Below are 16,714 nucleotides of genomic sequence, written 5' to 3'. Positions count from 1 at the left end.
TCTCGTTACTGCTGGGAATCCGGGGCCGTGGTCATGATCGGCTGGGCCGACCCGGTGGATCCGCCGGCCGTCGTCACCCGCCGGCTGCGCGAACGCCCCTGGCCCGGCTGCTTGGGCTCGGGCAGGGCGTCCAGCACCGAGTCCAGCAGCTGGTCGGTGACCTGCTTGCTGACCGTGCGGCGGCTACGGGAGGACTTCTTGACCGGGATGTCCAGGATGGCGACGGGCTCGTCGTCGTCGGGCGCTGCGGCCTCGTGCGCGGCAGGCGCCTCGACCGGGGTCTGCTGCGCGTCCTGCACCGGGGTTTCCGGGGTCACGATGGGCGCTGCGCCCCGCTGGCGGGGCGTGGAGGACGCCCTACGGCTGCGGCGTGCCGACGGTGCAGACGTCTCGGCCGCGACTGCCTCATTCACGGCCTCCTCGATCGGGTTGGCCTCGGCGGCCGGGTTGGCTGATGCGGCGGTCGCCGCGCCGACAGATGACCCGTCGGCTGAGGCCGCGGGGGCGGCCGCCTTCTCCGCGGGAACCGATTCCGGCATCGCCTCAGGCAGGGCAATGATCGGGATCGAGCCGGTCAGGGCGCGCGGGATGGTGCGGGCGGCGATCAGGGCGAGGGCGTGCTTGGCATCCTCGGTGATGCCGTGGGTGCCGTGTCCGGACTTGCCGGCATCGGCCTGAGACGCGTGCACGGCTGCGGAGTTGGTACCGTTTCCGTTTCCGTTTCCGCCGCGGTGTCCGTTGTCGCCGCCGGAATTGGTGCCCGACTTGCTGCGCGGGCGACGCTCCATGGCCGGCTGAGCCGTCTGGCGGTGCTTGAGCACCGGGTCGTGGTGGATGACGATGCCTCGGCCGGCGCAGGCTTCACAGTTCTCGCTAAATGATTCCAGGAGTCCGAGACCGAGCTTTTTGCGGGTCATCTGCACAAGCCCGAGCGAGGTGACCTCGGCGACCTGATGCTTGGTGCGGTCGCGGCTCAGGCATTCGAGCATGCGGCGCAGCACGAGGTCGCGGTTGGTTTCGAGGACCATGTCGATGAAGTCGACGACGATGATGCCGCCGATGTCGCGCAGACGCAGCTGGCGAACGATCTCTTCGGCAGCCTCGAGGTTGTTCTTCGTGACGGTCTCCTCGAGGTTTCCACCAGAGCCGACGAACTTGCCGGTGTTGACATCGACGACGGTCATGGCCTCGGTGCGGTCGATCACGAGGGAGCCACCGGACGGTAGCCAGACCTTGCGGTCGAGGGCCTTCTCGATCTGCTCCGAAATGCGGTACTCGTCGAAGGCGTCGTTCTCGCCCTCGTAGCGCTCCACGCGCTCCACCAGGTCCGGTGCGACCTGGCGCAGGTAGGCCTCGATGACCTCACGGGGTTCCTCGCCGGAGATGACCATCTTCTGAAAGTCCTCGTTGAAGACATCCCGCACGATCTTGATCAGAAGGTCCGGTTCGCTGTGCAGCAGGGCCGGTGCCTGCACCGTGTCGACCTGCTTGGCGATGGACGCCCACTGCGAGGTGAGCCGGTTGACGTCGAGCGTGAGCTGCTCGTCGGTGGCACCCTCGGCCGCGGTGCGCACGATGACTCCCACGTTCTCGGGCAGAACCTCCTTGAGGATCTTCTTCAAGCGCGCCCGCTCGGTGTCGGGCAACTTGCGGCTGATCCCGTTCATCGAGCCGTTCGGCACGTAGACGAGGTAGCGGCCGGGCAGTGACACCTGGCTGGTGAGTCGCGCACCCTTGTGCCCGATCGGGTCCTTCGTGACCTGCACGAGCACCTTGTCGCCCGGCTTGAGCGCGAGCTCGATGCGCCGAGCCTGGCTGCTGTTGCCGGAGTTCTCGGCGGCGGCCTCCCAGTCGACCTCACCCGAGTACAGCACGGCGTTGCGGCCGCGTCCGATGTCGACGAAGGCTGCTTCCATGCTCGGCAGCACGTTCTGCACCTTGCCCAGGTAGACGTTTCCGATCAGCGAGGCATCCTGATTCTTGGCGACGTAGTGCTCGACCAGCACACCGTCTTCCAGCACCCCGATCTGAATCTTGTTCTGCTTGGCCCGCACGACCATGACCCGGTCGACGGATTCGCGGCGGGCGAGGAACTCGGCCTCGGTGATCACCGGGCGACGGCGCCCGGCATCGCGGCCGTCACGGCGGCGCTGCTTCTTGGCCTCGAGGCGGGTCGACCCCTTGATCCGCTGGGGTTCGGTGATGAGTTCGGGTTCGCGGGGCGTACGCACGCGAACAACGGTGTTCGCGGGGTCGTCGGATCCGGACCGGTTCTCGTCGCCGGTGCGCCGACGGGCGCGACGACGAACGGTCGACGACTCGTCGCCCTCGTCGTCATGGTCCTGACGGATGTCCTGGCCGGTGTCCTGGCGCTGGTCCTGGCGCGCGGTGTCGCGGCGCGCTCCGGTGCGGGCCGGTAGCGGCACGATGACCGGGGCCTGGAACACCAGCGAGGTGGACGGGCGGCGAACCACATCGGCGGTCGGGGTGGGCGGCGGCGTCGGTTCCACGGCAGCGTCCTGTTCTGAGTCGGGGGTTTCGCCGAACGGAGCGGCGGCTGCCGGCTCGGTCACGGCGTCGTCGGTGTGGACGCGGGGTGTCTGCGCTGCTGAAAGCGGCTCGCGCGTCGCCGCAACGACGTTCTGTGCGGCGTCATTGCGCTGCGCACTGATGTTCTCAGGCGCGGCCTCCGGAACGGTCACCGGAACGGCCACCGGGGTGGCAGCCCTCCGCGAGGTGCGGCGGGTGCCGAATAAACCCTTGCGTTTTTTGATGTTTTCGTTGTCTTCCACCATCACTGGCGCGCTCCTTGACCAGTGTGGGCGACCGCGCCACCCATCCGGCTACTCTCTCGTGCGAGGATCACGCTTGCGCGAGACCCTCGGAAATCCTCGTCGTTCGCAACCGGCTCTTGGCTCTGGCTGCTAATACCTCTGGTCGTGGGACCAATGAATCTGGGCCTTTACGGCCCATTAAGCCTTGTATGGCGTCAACTTGAGCGCGGCCCAAGCGACTGTTCCGATTATCGCATGCATTCTCAGGAACACATGCGAGGCACATGACATAATCCAATCGTGCCCCACAACCCGCCCGTCAAGCGCCCCATCGGGCTCGCCATCTTCTTCATCATCGGTGGTTTGATCGCCCTCACCGCGGCTTTCCTCCTGACCGTCGACAAGTTCGCGATCCTCGAGGACCCGCAGGCCCAGCTTTCCTGCAACTTCAGTGTGCTGGTGGGCTGCAGCACCAACCTGGGATCGTGGCAGGGTGCCATCCTCGGTTTCCCCAACCCGGTGATCGGCTTGATGGCCTGGCCGGTCGTCATCGCGATCGGCGCCGCGATCCTGGCCGGGGCGCGGTTAGCCCGCTGGTTCTGGATCGCGCTGAACGTGGGCGTCACCGGCGCCCTCGCTTTCGTGATCTGGCTGATGGCGCAGAGCTTCTTCGAGCTCGACGTGCTCTGCCCGTGGTGCATGGTGACCTGGACGGTCACGATCCCAATGTTCCTAGCCGTGACGCTGCACAACCTCACGGCGGGCAACCTCCCAGCGGGGCCGCGCGTGCGGCGCCTGGCATCCGTCGCCTCCTCCTGGATCATCGTGATCACGATCGTCTGCTATCTGATCGCCGCCGTCATCGCCCAGGTCGAGATGGACTTCCTGAACCGCCTGTAATGGCGACCCTGCCCCCGTCCGGTTGAGACCCGGTGGTCGAGCTCCGGTGACGTGGCGGCCGGAGGTTGCCGCTCCGGGTATCCGTGGCGGTTGCTAACCTCGGAGATTTTTGCGACACGCCGCTCACAGCGCCAAAACCGGTGTGTCTCAAAAATTTCCGCGTTTATGTGACGACGGATGCGTGCTGCGCGCCCCGCGACGGCTGTTCCCTTTCCACCACAATACGCGTTTGATCAGGTTATCCACAGGGCGCTGACGGGTGCCGATCTGGGGCATGGAATGTCAGTGGCTGCCCGTAACGTTTGTCTCATGGAGTCCTCATACAGTGAGCAGCTAGAACGCCTGGGTCGTCACTTCGACGCCATCCGGGAGACCCAGGCGGACGCCGCCCTGGGTCGACGCCCACCTGGCCGAACAGGTCGATCAGGCCCGCCGGTTCGCCGAAGCCCTGGCCCGCGACGCGGCCCAGGCAGCCAAAGACAAGGCCAGGGAAAGACCCCGGCGGGGGGGGGGGGGGGTTCACACAACCACCGGGTTTCGACCGGCAGAGCCATCGGCCGGCTCAGCCAGCACCGCGGCTCAGCGCGTGGTTACGGTTCCGCCGAGAGAGGCGACCGCCCGCAGCAGTCGGGGACCCTCGGCGACCCAGGCCACGAGCATCACGACCAGGGATGCGGCGAAGATCCAGAATCCGGTCCAGCCGTCGTCGCTCTGCGCCGCGTACATGTGGTTCAGGTTGCGCAGGGCACCGGTGGCGAACACCAGCGTGACGTGGATCACGATGAATGCAAGGAAAAAGACCATCACGCCCACGTGCACGGCCCTGGTCGGGCGCAGCGGGATCAGTTCTCCAAGCCGGCGCGACGTGCAGAGCGGTGACAGACGGATGCCCGAGACCAAGGCGAGCGGCGCGGCCACGAACACGATGCTGAAGTAGCTCAGAGTTTGTAGCGCGTTGTAGTTCACCCAGCCGTCGGTGATCGGCCAGTCCAGTGAGGCGTACTGGAGGGCGGCCGAGAGTGCGTTCGGAATGATGTCCCAGCTGACCGGCACGATGCGCACCCACTGACCGGTGACGAACAGCAGCACGTAGAAGACGATCCCGTTGAGTACCCAAAGGGCATCCACCGCGAGGTGCAGCCAGAGGTTGATGCCCAACCGGCGGGGGGCACGTCGGGTTCGAAAAAGGCCGGTGTTGCGCCGGGTCCAGAACATGCTCGGGCGCCCGGCCGTGCGGATCTGCCAACCCGAACGCACGATGAAGAGCAGGAAGAAAACATTCAGGCCGTGCTGCCACGCCAGCCACGCGGGGAAGCCGACGGGGGCCCACGACGGCAACGGCGAGGCCCCCGGGAAGTCGACCAGGAACTCCTGCGCCATCGGCAGGGAACGGATGCCCCGGGCGGCGAGCACGACGGCGACCAGCAGGATGATCGCCAGCGGGATTGCCCAGACCAGATTGAACCAGGGGTTCCGGGCATGCGGCATGGTGAGGCTTTCTAGTCAGACGAATCAAAGAGGATGTCGGCACATGCTCAGCGGGGCTCTGCCATCATCGGCCATTCTGCGACAGCGGTGCGCTTGGTGCACAAAGCAACGACATCTGGTACCGACGAGAACAGCCGCCTCCAAGCATCCGGTCAGTGGTTGTTCCCCGGTCGGTACGGGTCAGTCGAACCAGAGGGCCAGTTCGCGGTCGGCCGACTCGGGCGAGTCGGAGCCGTGCACGAGGTTCTGCTGCTCCTTGGTGCCCCAGTCTCGGCCGAAGTCGCCGCGGATGGTGCCGGGAGCCGCGGTGGTCGGGTCGGTTGTGCCGGCCAGGGAGCGGAAGCCCTCGATCACGCGTTCGCCGGCGATGCGCAGCACGAGGATCGGACCGCTTTCCATGAACTCCACGAGAGGTTCGAAGAACGGCTTGCCCTGGTGCTCGGCGTAATGCTCGGCCAGCAGGGACCTGTCGGCCTGCACGAGCTTCGCGTCGACGAGGGAGTACCCCTTCTGCTCAATGCGACGCAGGATCTCGCCGGAGAGGTTGCGGGCAACGCCATCCGGTTTGACCAATACGAGCGTTTCCTGGACCTGGGTGCTCATGAGTTCTCCTTCTCGTTGTTCTCGTTGTTGGGAAAGTTCTGGTTCTGGTTGTCGATCCGGGAGCCGGCGATCATGCAGTACGTCCACATGGCGGCGAACATGCCGCCGACGAAGAACATGGCCGGATTGAGGAAGCCGGCGGCCACCATGATCAGCTGGAGGATCCAGCCGACCACGTAGGCCCACTCGTAACGGAGCAGCGCGAGCACGGCGACCATGGCCAGCCCCAGCACGGCTCCCCCGCCGAGGGCGAGCCACGGCGGCAACGCCTGCAGACCGAAGATCACCAGGGCGGCGAGGGCAACCACGATGACCTCGAAGCCGAGCACGATCGTCGCGAGCGTGCGCTTCACCGAGCGGGGAGCGGACGTCATTTCGCCAGCCATTCCCGTGCGTCGGCCAGAATGATGGCTTCGCCGACGAGGGTGATCGACCCGGTCACGATCACAGCCCGCTTGGGCGACTCGAGGGCCCAGTCCCTGGCGGAGTCGAGGGCCTGCGCGAGGTCGTCGAACCGGACGGTTGTCTCCTCGCTGCCGAGGTCGGCGATCAGATCGGCGAGGTCGTCGACGCCGATCGCGCGCTCGGACTGCGACTGTGTGACGTGGAACCGCACCACCTTGGACTGCAGCGCGGTGATGATGCCGGTCGCATCCTTGTCGGTGAGGATGCCCACCACGGCCACAATCTCGTCGAAGTCGAAGTAGTCGGCCAGTGCAGTGCTGAGGGCGGCCGCTCCGTGCGGATTGTGCGCGGCATCCACCAGGACGGTCGGTGCGATTCCGATCAGTTGCAGGCGTCCGGGCGAGGTGACCTGCGCGAGGCCCTCCTCGACCAGGTCATGCGAGAGCGCCGTGGTGCCGGCCCCGAGGAAGGACTCGACGGCGGCGATCGCGACGGCCGCATTCTGCGCCTGGTGCGTGCCGTACAGCGGCAGGAACAGGTCCGAGTAGGTGCCGGCGAGGCCGCGCACCGAGATGAGCTGCCCGCCCACGGCGACCTGGTTTTTGAGCAGGACGAAATCCTCGCCCTCACTGGCCAGGGTCGATTCGGTCAGCTCGGCGGCCCGCTCGAGTTCGGCCTGCGCCGCCTCGCCCTGCCGGGCGGAGACCACGGCGGCGGACGGCTTGATGATGCCGGCCTTGGTGCGGGCGATCTCGGCGATCGTGTTGCCGAGGCGGAGCGTGTGGTCGAGGGCGATGGGCGTGAACACGGCCACCTGCCCGTCGGCGACGTTGGTGGAATCCCACTCGCCGCCCATGCCGACCTCGATCACGGCGACGTCGACGGGGGCGTCGGCGAAGCAGGCGAAGGCCAGCACGGTGAGCGCCTCGAAGAAGGTGAGCACGTCGTCGCCTGCCGCCTCGAGCTCCGCGTCGACCATGGCCAGGAAGGGTTCGATGTCGGCCCAGTTCGCGGCCAGGGCCTCATCGGTGATGAACTCCCCGTCGATCACGATGCGCTCGTTGAGCCGCACCAGGTGCGGGCTCGTCATCAGTCCGGTGCGCAGCCCGTAGGCGCGCACGATGCTCTCGGTGATGCGGCTCGTGCTGGTCTTGCCGTTGGTGCCGGTGATATGGATCACCGGGTAGACGGTCTGAGGGTCACCCAGCAGTTCGAGCGCCCGCCGGGTCGGGGCCAGACGCGGCTTCGGCGCACCCTCGCCCACGCGGGCGAGGAGGGCGGCGAAGACGGCGTCCCCGGCCTCACGGCCGGCGTCGGAGGACTGGCGCGGCCTCTTCGATCCGGGCTTCTTCGATCCGGGCTTCTTGGGTTCAGACATGGACGAGTCCGTTCTCTCGGGCGACGGCGACCAGGACGGTCCCCCGGTTGGCATAGTGACCAGCCTCGTAAAGCACGTAGTGCTCGACGGGAAAGCCGACCAGGCTCTGCAGCCATTCGGACGGCAGACCGTGCGCCAGGCTGTCATCGGACACCTCGGTGGCCACATGGGTGGCGAACCGGAGGGTCAGGGTCTCCGCAGCGACGTCGACGCCGGCCGCAAGGGCGAAGGTCGCGGCGTCCTCGGCGGAGTAGAAGACGAGGTCGAGACGGATGCGGTCGCTCACTTCGAATCCGGCCGACTTGCGGGTGTCCTGCACGGCGCGGATCAGGTCGCGGGCGAAGCCCTCCGCCTCGAGTTCCGGGGTGGTCTGCGTCTCCAGCAGCACGAAACCGCCGCCCGCCAGGAGCGCCAGAGCCGGGGCATCCGCCGCCGTGTCGTCAGCGACGGCGGAACCGTCGGCCGGACCGGTCTGCAGCACGAGTTCGTACTCCCCCGCGGCGAGCGGGGTACCGCCGGCGGTGACTACGCCGTCGGTTTCGCTCCAGTCGCCGGCGCGGGCGGCCTTGATGACCTGCTGCACCTGCTTGCCGAGTCGCGGGCCGGCTGCCCGGGCGTTCACGGTGAGCCGGGAGGTGATGCCGTAGGCGCTCGCGCTGTCGTCGGCCAGTTCGACCAAACGCACGCTCTTCACATTCAGCTCGTCGCGCAGGATGCCCTCGAACGGGGCCAGGGCCGCCGTGTCGGTGGTGACCACGGTCAGAGTGGCCAGCGGCAGACGCACGCGCAGCCCGGACTGCTTGCGCAGTGACAGCACGGTGGAGCTGATGGTGCGCACCTGGTCCATCGCGGTGACGAGAACGGCATCGGCCGGGAACAATTCGGCGTCGGGCCAGTCGGTCAGGTGCACGCTGCGACCGCCGGTGAGGCCCTGCCAGATACGCTCGGTGACGAGCGGGAGCATCGGGGCGGCCACCCGCGTCACCGTTTCGAGCACGGTGTAGAGCGTGTCGAAAGCCTCGTTTGCGGTGGATGAGACCGTCGAGACCGAGACAGAGGCCCCGGCGCCGGCCCAGAACCGGTCGCGCGAGCGGCGAACGTACCAGTTGGTGAGCACGTCGGCGAAGTCCCGGATTCGAGCGGTCGCCTGGGTGCTGTCGAGGTTCTCGAGGTCGGCAGTGACCTCCACGATCAGATCGCGGGTCTTGGCCAGCAGGTAGCGGTCGAGCACGTCGGTCGAGTCGGTGCGCCAGGTGGCGTCGTAGCCGTTCTCGCCGGACGCGTTGGCGTAGAGGGAGAAGAAGTACCAGGTGCTCCAGAGCGGGAGCATAACCTGGCGGGTACCCTCGCGGATGCCCTCCTCGGTGACGATCAGGTTGCCACCGCGCAGCACGGAGGAGCTCATCAGGAACCAGCGCATGGCATCCGAGCCGTCCCGGTCGAACACCTCGTTCACGTCGGGATAGTTGCGCAGCGACTTGGACATCTTCTGGCCGTCGTTGCCGAGCACGATGCCGTGGCTGACCACGTTCTTGAAGGCCGGACGGTCGAACAGGGCGGTGGAGAGCGTGTGCAGCATGTAGAACCAGCCGCGGGTCTGGCCGATGTACTCCACGATGAAGTCGGCCGGGTTGTGGCTGTCGAACCAGTCGGCGTTCTCGAACGGGTAGTGCACCTGCGCGAACGGCATCGAGCCGGAGTCGAACCAGACGTCGAGCACATCCGTGATGCGCCGCATGGTGGACCGCCCGGTGGGGTCGTCGGGGTTGGGTCGGGTGAGCGCGTCGATATAGGGGCGGTGAAGGTCGGTGGGGCGCACGCCGAAGTCCGCCTCGAGCTCGTCGAGCGAGCCGTAGACGTCGACGCGCGGATAGTCGGGATTGTCGCTCTTCCAGACTGGGATGGGCGAACCCCAGTACCGGTTGCGGCTGATCGACCAGTCGCGGGCGTTGCCGATCCACTTGCCGAACTGGCCGTCCTTGACGTTCTCCGGCACCCAATTGATGTCCTGGTTCAGGTCCACCAGACGCTCGCGGAAGTCCGTGACGCGCACGAACCAGCTCGACACGGCCTTGTAGATCAGCGGGTTGCGGCAGCGCCAGCAGTGCGGGTAGGAGTGCTCGTAGCTGGCCTGGCGCAGCAGGCGCCCCTCATTCTTGATCAGCTGGGTGAGCGGCTTGTTCGCGTCGCTCCAGAGCTGGCCGGCGACCTCGGGCACGTCGGAGAGGAACTTGCCGCCCGCGTCGAGGGAGATGATCACCGGGATGCCGGCGGCCATGGAGATCTTCTGGTCCTCCTCGCCGTAGGCGGGCGCCTGGTGCACGATGCCGGTTCCGTCGGCGGTGGTGACGTAGTCGGCCACGACGACGGTCCAGGCGTTCTCGGTGCCCCAGACCGCGGTGTCGGCGTAGTAGTCGAAGAGGCGGTCGTAGCTGACGCCCTCCAGGGCGCTGCCGAGAACCGTGCGGGAGATCGCCGCGGTCGCCTCTGCCGCCGAGTCGTAGCCGAGGTCCTTGGCGTAGTTGCCGACCAGGTCGATCGCGATCAGGTATTCGGCGCCGAAAACCTCGGTGGTTGCGACGCATGCCGCGGCATCCGCCCCGGAAACGGCCTCCCGCAACACGGTGGCGTCCGGGGTGCCGTTCGGCCCGGCCGGCACGACGGCATAGACGATCTCCGGGCCCACGGCGAGCGCCAGGTTCGTCGGGAGGGTCCAGGGGGTGGTCGTCCAGGCCAGGGCGCGCACGGCGGTCAGCCCGAGGGCTTCGGCCTTGGCGCCGACCAGCGGGAAGGTGACCGTGACGGTCTGGTCCTGGCGCATCTTGTAGACGTCGTCGTCCATGCGCAGTTCGTGGTTGGACAGCGGTGTCTGGTCGCGCCAACAGTACGGCAGCACCCGGTAGCCCTCGTAGGCCAGGCCCTTGTCGTGCAGGCGCTTGAAGGCCCAGATCACGGACTCCATGAAGGTGATGTCGAGCGTCTTGTAGTCGTTCTCGAAGTCGACCCAGCGCGCCTGGCGGGTGACGTACTCCTCCCACACCTTGGTGTACTTGAGCACGGAGCTGCGGGCGACGGCGTTGAAGGCCCCGATGCCCATCTTCTCGATCTCGCTCTTGTCGGTGATGCCGAGCTCGCGTTCGGCTTCGAGCTCGGCCGGCAAGCCGTGCGTGTCCCAGCCGAACCGACGGTGCACCTGCTTGCCGCGCATGGTCTGGAAGCGCGGGAAGAGGTCCTTCGCGTACCCGGTCAGCAGGTGGCCGTAGTGCGGCAGCCCGTTGGCGAACGGCGGGCCGTCATAGAAGACCCACTCGGGGGCATCCGCACGGTTGTCGATCGACGCCTGGAAGGTGCCGTCGGCTTTCCAGAACGCGAGCACCTCGGTTTCGATCTGGGGAAAGTTCGGTGAGGGCACGATGCCGCCGGGTTGGGCGGGAGAAGCGGACTGCTGGCCTTTGGGGTACGTCATGTCTCTCCTGGACGAGTCGGGCAGGTTGTGTCATTCACAGATCTGCCCCTGTTCCACGAGGACGCCGACTCCGAACGGGATTCGCCGCGGTACCACCTCGCTTGTCTCCCGGAGCCGAGGCTTCGGAAAACCGCTTGTTCTGAGGCTGTGACGGGCCCGACCCGTTCGGTTCTACTGAGAACCGCCGCGAGGGTGGTTGCCGTTCTTCCGAAGACTCACCGGTGATAGCCGGATCACGGTCCTACTTGAAAAGTCTACCCTGCGCCTAACCCCGGGTGTACAGCGCGCGGTGCCCGCACACGTCTGCTCAGCGAACAGCTCTCCTGTGTTCTACGATGGTCCTCAATCATTTTATTTGTGGACCCCGTCCAACACGTGCCCGAGGCCCCTAATCTTACGGGTCCAGCAGGTGCACACTCGGCCCATCGGGCGCCGCGGAAAGAGACCCATAATGCACACTTCGGGGTACACCCATCGCACAGCGCGCACCCTGACCGGGCTGGTCGGCCTCGCCGCCACCGGCATCCTGCTCACCGGCTGCGCCACCGCTGAGTCCCCCGAAGCCACCCGGCCTCTCACCGGCGGCACGTTGACCTACGCATCCGGCGACGCCGAGCCCACCTGCCTGGACCCGCACGTGGGCGGCAACTACCCGCAGGCCCTGGTCAGCACGCAGTACCTTGAGTCGCTTGTGTCCCGCAACGCGGACGGTGAGATCATCCCCTGGCTGGCAGATTCGTGGACCGAGAGCGCCGACGGGCTGGCCTGGGACTTCACGCTCGCCGCCGGCGTGAGTTTCACGGACGGCACCCCGCTCGACGCCGCCGCCGTGCAGGCGAATATCGCGCACATCCAAGACCCGGAAACGGCCTCGTCGACCGGCTACCTCGCTCTGGGGAAGGTCACCGGCACCGACGCGGTCTCCACCAACGTTGTGCGCCTTACGCTCAGCGAACCCGACAGCGCCCTGCTCGAATCCCTGTCACAGCCGTGGCTGGCGATCGAATCGCCCACCGCGCTGGCCCGGAGCCAGGACGAGAACTGCGCCTCCCCGGTCGGCACCGGCCCCTTCCAGGTCGAGAAGTGGGTACAGCAGGAATCGATCACCCTGGTGCGGAACGAGAAGTACAACTCCCCGCCCGCGGATGCCGCGCACACCGGGCCTGCCTACCTCGACTCCATCGTCTGGCGCTTCATCCCCGACTCCGCGTCCCGCTACGCGGCTCTGCAGTCCGGCGACGCCGACGTGATCGACAACGCCCAGCCCGACACCATCGTGCAGGCCGAGAAGAGCGACACCATCGTGCACCTCGACGCCCCTCGCCCGGGTGCCTCGAACCGAATCGAACTGAACTCCGGCCGCGCGCCCTTCAACGACCCGCTCGTGCGGGAGGCATTCATCCGCTCGGCGAATGTCGACGACGCCGTCACCAGCCTCTTCCGGGGCACGGCCGAGCGCTCCTACTCCGCCCTCTCCAGCGTCGAACCCCTCGCCGTGTCGGGCCCGGACCTGTTCGCGTACGACCCCGAGGCCGCCTCGGACCTCCTCGATTCCGCCGGCTGGACCGAGCGTGATTCCAACGGTTACCGGGTGAAAGACGGCGAGCGCCTCACGGTCGACTTCCCGGTGAGTACGAACCAGTCCATTCCGGCGGAGCAGTCCCTGTTCGAGCAGATCCAGGCCACCGCGAAGAAGACCGGCTTCGAGGTTCTGCTCAGCCCGATGGACCTCTCCAGTTGGTACACCGCGCTGGGCGAGAACGACTACGACGCCGTCAGCGCGCCGTACACGAAGGTCGGACCCGACGTTCTGCGCATCCTCTTCCACTCCGACGGGATCACCCCGGCACCTAGCGGCTACTTCGCCAACCACGCCCAGGTGAACGACCCGGCCATCGACGCCCTACTCACCCTGGCCGGCCAGGTGACGGATGCCGATGAACGCGCCGCCCTCTACGCCGACGCGCAGAACCAGGTGCTCGCGGGCTTCTACATCCTGCCGCTCTTCGACCAGCAGAACCACTACCTGCTCGGCACCGATGTGGTGGGCGCGCGGGCGCTGCCGACCGTGTCGACGCCCACGTTCTACGATGCGTGGCTGAAGTAGCGCGGGCAGCCCGGGTCGTCCTGGCCCGCCTGGGAGGGGCGGTGCTGGTGCTCTGGATGGTGGCCACGCTCACCTTTTTCGCCATCCGTCTGATTCCCGGAGACCCGGCCGAGGCCATCCTGGGTGGCCCCGGCTCGCAGACCTCCCCGGAGGCGCTCGCCGCGGTGCGGGCGGAATACGGGCTCGACCAGCCCGTGCTCGTGCAGTACCTGGCACAGTTGGCTCGCCTGGCCACCGGGGATCTTGGCCGCTCCTACTCACTGGACCAGGACGTCGCCCCGCTCCTGGTCGGCCAGCTCGGCGGCACCCTGCTGCTGGCCGTGCTCGCCCTCGCTGTGGCCTGGCTGCTCGCCCTCGGGCTGGCCACCTGGTCGACCCGCGGCGGGCGCGTCGCCTGGTACCTGGGCTCCGGTCTGGAGATCGTGGCTGCCGCGCTCCCTCACTTCTGGCTCGCGACGGCGCTGATCGTGTTGTTCAGCGTCTGGCTGGGCTGGCTGCCGCCGATCAGTACCTCCGGGGTTTCCGGGCTGGTGCTGCCGGTGCTCACCCTCGCCGTGCCGCTGGCCGGGTTCCTTGGCCAGATCATGCGGGAGTCCCTGCTCACCGCGCTGGAATCCCCATTCGTGCTCTCCGCCCGCGCCCGGGGCGAGAGCGAACGCGGGGTGCGCTGGGTGCACGTGATCCGGCACGCGTCACTGCCGGCGATCAGCCTCTCCGGCTGGGCATTCGGCTCCCTGATCAGCGGGGCAGTGGTGGTCGAGACCATCTTCGCCCGGCCGGGCCTCGGCCGCACGCTTCTGAACGCGGTGACCGTGCGCGACGTGCCGGTCGTGGTTGGTGCTGTGCTGATCGTGGCCGTCGGGTACATCCTGATGACCCTGTTCACCGATTTGGCCCAGCGCATCGCCGACCCGAGGCTGCGGGCACGATGAGCGACCTCGAGATCCAGGCCGGGCTGGGCCGGTCGCCGCGCACCGGCGCGCCCCAGTCGCCGCGCGCGCCCCGCATTCGCCGGTTCGGCGTGGCCGAGGTCCTGGCGGGCCTGTTCGCGCTGTTCCTGGTCACGGCGGCATTGTTCCCCGCGCTCGTAGCGCCCGGCGACCCGCTCGGGATCGACCCGCTGTCCGCGTTTCAGACCCCCTCACCCGCGCACTGGTTCGGCACCGACGAGTCCGGCCGGGACATCTATACCCGGGTCAGCCACGGCACCGGCAGCTCCCTGCTGATCGGCACCCTCGCCACCGTGATCGGCCTCGGCCTGGGCCTCGTGCTCGGCACCCTGGCCGGTATGCTCGGCCCGGTCGTGGACTTCACCGTGAACCGGTTCCTCGAGGTGCTGTTCGCGTTCCCCGGCCTGCTGCTGGCCCTGCTCTTCATCCTGATCTTCGGGCCGGGCGTTGCCGCGGCGACCATCGCCGTGGGCCTGGCGACCGCTCCCGGCTACGCCCGCATCATCCGCGGCCAGCTCTTGTCGGTGCGGTCATCGGCCTTCGTCGAGGCGGCGACCGTGCTCGGGCGCAGCCCCGTCCAGATCCTGATGCGCCACATCCTGCCGAACACGCTCGCGCCGCTGTTCGTGCTCGGCACCCTCGGCATCGGTCAGGCCATCGTCTGGGCGTCGGCGCTGAGCTACCTCGGCCTGGGCTCGGCGCCGCCCGCCGCGGAGTGGGGCGCGATGCTCTCCGCCGGGCGCACCTACATCGGCTCGGCCTGGTGGATGAGCTTCTTCCCCGGGCTGTTCATCGTGCTGACGGCGGTGTCGGCCACGGCGCTCGGTCGCGGCATCGAGCGACGGGTGAGGCGCGCGTGAGTGACGAGAGCGGCGTGGGCGCTTCGGTGGGCGCGCCAGGCGAGGGTGACGGCGGGGTTGCCCCGGCCGTGCGGGTGCAGAACCTCGTCGTGGGCTTCGGACCGCAAAATGATACCGACCCGGTGCTGAACGGCGTCTCGTTCGAGGTGGCCCCCGGGGAATGCCTGGCCCTGGTGGGAGAGTCAGGCTCGGGCAAGAGCGTCACCGCGCGCAGCCTGCTCGGCCTGGCCGGCGACAACGCCTGGGTGCGCGCCGACGAGCTGAGCCTCGCAGGCTCCGACGTGCGCGGACTCTCCGAGCAGAGCTGGCGCCGGCGGCGCGGCCGCGACGTGGGCCTGGTGCTGCAGGATGCCCTGGTGTCGCTGGACCCGCTGCGCCCGGTGGGCCGGGAGATCGCCGACTCGCTGCGACTGCACACCCGCCTCGGTGCAGCGGCGCGCCACGCCCGGGTGCTCGAGGTGCTGGCCCGGGTGGGCCTGTCCGACGCCGGCAACTCTGTGCGGAAGCGCGCGGGCGAACTCTCCGGCGGCCAGCGCCAGCGCGCCCTGATCGCGGCCGCGATCGCCCTGGACCCGCCACTGCTGATCGCCGACGAGCCCACGACGGCGCTCGACGTCACGGTGCAGGCACAAATCCTGGAGCTGCTGACGGGTCTGAAACTCGCCGGCACCGGCATCCTGCTGATCAGCCACGACCTGGCCGTCGTCGGCCGCATCGCCGACCGGATCGCTGTGCTGAGCGAGGGACGGATCGTGGAACAGGGACCGGCGCACGCGATTCTGACCCGGCCGGAGCATCCGGTCACCCGGCAGATGCTCGCCGCGATCCCGGTCGACAAGCCGCGCGGGCTGCGCCTCAGCCCGCGGGCCGCGGCCCCGGTGTCGCCCGCCGCCGCGCCCTTTCTCGCTCTCTCAGATCGTGCCGACCCTGTCGCTCCCCGCAACACGGTGCTGGAGGCCACCGGCCTGGTCAAGCGCTTCACCCGGCCCGACGGCACCGAGCAGCTCGCGGTCGACGGGGTCTCGTTCCGGCTCGAACGCGGCACGACGCTCGGCATCGTCGGCGAGTCCGGCTCCGGTAAAACCACGACGGCCCGCCTCGCGCTGGCGCTGACCCGGCCGGACGCCGGCGAGGTGCGGGTGCTCGGGCAGCCGTTCAGCGCCGCCTCGGAGAAGGAACGGCGGCTCCTGCGGCCCCGGCTTGGTGCGGTCTATCAGGATGCGCTCAGCTCCTTCGACCCGCGGCTGAGCGTCGAGCAGGTGCTCCGGGACGCGGTCGGCGGCGGGCGCACCGGGCGCGGCGCGGCATCCGCCTCGGCTGCCACTGCTGCCACTGCCGCCACTGCGGCCACTGCCTCGGCTGCCGACCGGCTGCGCGTGCTGGCGCTGCTCGACGCGGTGGGTCTGCCGCAGGGGCTGCTTGGCCGGCGGCCGCTGTCCCTCTCCGGCGGGCAGCGGCAGCGGGTGAGCATCGCCCGGGCGCTGGCGTCGGGGCCGCAGATCCTGATCTGCGACGAGCCCGTGTCGTCCCTCGACGTGACCGTGCAGGCCCAGGTGCTCGACCTCCTCGACGAGCTGCAGCGGAACCTGGGCCTCAGCCTGCTGTTCATCTCCCACGACCTCGGGGTGATCCAGCACGTCAGCGACCAGGTCGCCGTAATGCTGGACGGCCGTATCGTCGAAACCGGCGCAACGGCCCGGGTCTTCGCCGCGCCGGAGCATCCGTACACGCAGACCCTGCTCGGCGCGGTCCCCCGGATCGGGTTTTGACCCTCGAGCAACTC

11 protein-coding genes are annotated in these 16,714 nt (G+C 68.3%); 5 read left to right on the top strand and 6 right to left on the bottom strand.

Features of this window, described 5'->3' with window-relative positions; all coding sequences use genetic code 11:
* Window positions 1–5 precede the first annotated feature (5 nt).
* Window positions 6–2,795: an Rne/Rng family ribonuclease gene (locus tag E3T34_RS12215; RefSeq protein ID WP_134343157.1), complete on the bottom strand. Its 2,790-nt coding sequence runs from the start codon at window positions 2,793–2,795 to the stop codon at window positions 6–8.
* A 279-nt stretch (window positions 2,796–3,074) separates the two neighbouring features.
* On the opposite strand from E3T34_RS12215, the gene E3T34_RS12210 reads away from it, so the two are divergent.
* The gene (locus E3T34_RS12210; RefSeq protein ID WP_241977406.1) at window positions 3,075–3,674 is read left to right on the top strand and encodes a vitamin K epoxide reductase family protein; all 600 of its coding nucleotides are present in this window, start codon (window positions 3,075–3,077) and stop codon (window positions 3,672–3,674) included.
* Window positions 3,675–4,253: 579 nt separating this feature from the next.
* On the opposite strand, the gene E3T34_RS12205 is transcribed toward E3T34_RS12210, so the two are convergent.
* The 5 genes from E3T34_RS12205 to ileS form a co-directional block, all read right to left on the bottom strand.
* On the bottom strand, window positions 4,254–5,162 hold the full coding sequence (locus tag E3T34_RS12205) for a cytochrome b/b6 domain-containing protein (protein WP_134343139.1): 909 nt from the start codon (window positions 5,160–5,162) through the stop codon (window positions 4,254–4,256).
* A 180-nt stretch (window positions 5,163–5,342) separates the two neighbouring features.
* A complete protein-coding gene (gene ndk, locus E3T34_RS12200) occupies window positions 5,343–5,765 on the bottom strand; it encodes a nucleoside-diphosphate kinase (protein WP_104103399.1) in 423 nt (140 codons plus the stop codon).
* Window positions 5,762–6,139, bottom strand: coding sequence for a DUF4233 domain-containing protein (locus E3T34_RS12195; RefSeq protein ID WP_158250313.1), 378 nt, complete (start codon window positions 6,137–6,139; stop codon window positions 5,762–5,764). Before E3T34_RS12195 ends, ndk begins: the two co-directional genes overlap by 4 nt.
* Window positions 6,136–7,548 (bottom strand): folylpolyglutamate synthase/dihydrofolate synthase family protein, encoded by a 1,413-nt coding sequence (locus E3T34_RS12190; RefSeq protein ID WP_134343138.1) that lies wholly within the window; start codon window positions 7,546–7,548, stop codon window positions 6,136–6,138. The genes E3T34_RS12195 and E3T34_RS12190 overlap by 4 nt, the downstream gene beginning before the upstream one ends.
* Window positions 7,541–11,014, bottom strand: coding sequence for an isoleucine--tRNA ligase (gene ileS / locus E3T34_RS12185; protein ID WP_134343137.1), 3,474 nt, complete (start codon window positions 11,012–11,014; stop codon window positions 7,541–7,543). The genes E3T34_RS12190 and ileS overlap by 8 nt, the downstream gene beginning before the upstream one ends.
* A 451-nt stretch (window positions 11,015–11,465) precedes the next feature.
* Between ileS and E3T34_RS12180 the strand changes: the two genes are divergently transcribed.
* The 4 genes from E3T34_RS12180 to E3T34_RS12165 are packed head-to-tail and all read left to right on the top strand — an operon-like array spanning window position 11,466 to window position 16,700.
* Window positions 11,466–13,121, top strand: coding sequence for an ABC transporter substrate-binding protein (locus E3T34_RS12180; RefSeq protein WP_134343136.1), 1,656 nt, complete (start codon window positions 11,466–11,468; stop codon window positions 13,119–13,121).
* Entirely contained in the window at window positions 13,109–14,053 is a 945-nt protein-coding gene (locus tag E3T34_RS12175; protein WP_255409047.1) for an ABC transporter permease, read from the top strand. Before E3T34_RS12180 ends, E3T34_RS12175 begins: the two co-directional genes overlap by 13 nt.
* Window positions 14,050–14,931 carry an ABC transporter permease gene (locus E3T34_RS12170; RefSeq protein ID WP_134343135.1) on the top strand — a complete coding sequence of 294 codons (882 nt, stop codon included), beginning with the start codon at window positions 14,050–14,052 and terminating at the stop codon, window positions 14,929–14,931. Before E3T34_RS12175 ends, E3T34_RS12170 begins: the two co-directional genes overlap by 4 nt.
* Window positions 14,928–16,700, top strand: a complete 1,773-nt coding sequence (locus E3T34_RS12165; RefSeq protein ID WP_241973037.1) for an ABC transporter ATP-binding protein — start codon at window positions 14,928–14,930, stop codon at window positions 16,698–16,700. The genes E3T34_RS12170 and E3T34_RS12165 overlap by 4 nt, the downstream gene beginning before the upstream one ends.
* The last annotated feature ends 14 nt before the right edge of the window (window positions 16,701–16,714 follow it).

This window comes from Cryobacterium sp. TMT1-62 (assembly GCF_004403145.1).
Lineage (GTDB): Bacteria > Actinomycetota > Actinomycetes > Actinomycetales > Microbacteriaceae > Cryobacterium > Cryobacterium sandaracinum.
The sequence above is the reverse complement of the archived record's forward strand: the minus strand, read 5'-3'. Positions and strand labels throughout refer to the sequence as shown.

What these genes read in the sequence shown, in the direction of transcription:
- E3T34_RS12195 (WP_158250313.1), bottom strand. Translation starts at nt 6,139, where the DNA reads ATGACGTCCGCTCCCCGCTCGGTGAAGCGCACGCTCGCGACGATCGTG.
- E3T34_RS12170 (WP_134343135.1), top strand. Translation starts at nt 14,050, where the DNA reads ATGAGCGACCTCGAGATCCAGGCCGGGCTGGGCCGGTCGCCGCGCACC.
- E3T34_RS12205 (WP_134343139.1), bottom strand. Translation starts at nt 5,162, where the DNA reads ATGCCGCATGCCCGGAACCCCTGGTTCAATCTGGTCTGGGCAATCCCG.
- ileS (WP_134343137.1), bottom strand. Translation starts at nt 11,014, where the DNA reads ATGACGTACCCCAAAGGCCAGCAGTCCGCTTCTCCCGCCCAACCCGGC.
- E3T34_RS12180 (WP_134343136.1), top strand. Translation starts at nt 11,466, where the DNA reads ATGCACACTTCGGGGTACACCCATCGCACAGCGCGCACCCTGACCGGG.
- ndk (WP_104103399.1), bottom strand. Translation starts at nt 5,765, where the DNA reads ATGAGCACCCAGGTCCAGGAAACGCTCGTATTGGTCAAACCGGATGGC.
- E3T34_RS12190 (WP_134343138.1), bottom strand. Translation starts at nt 7,548, where the DNA reads ATGTCTGAACCCAAGAAGCCCGGATCGAAGAAGCCCGGATCGAAGAGG.
- E3T34_RS12215 (WP_134343157.1), bottom strand. Translation starts at nt 2,795, where the DNA reads ATGGTGGAAGACAACGAAAACATCAAAAAACGCAAGGGTTTATTCGGC.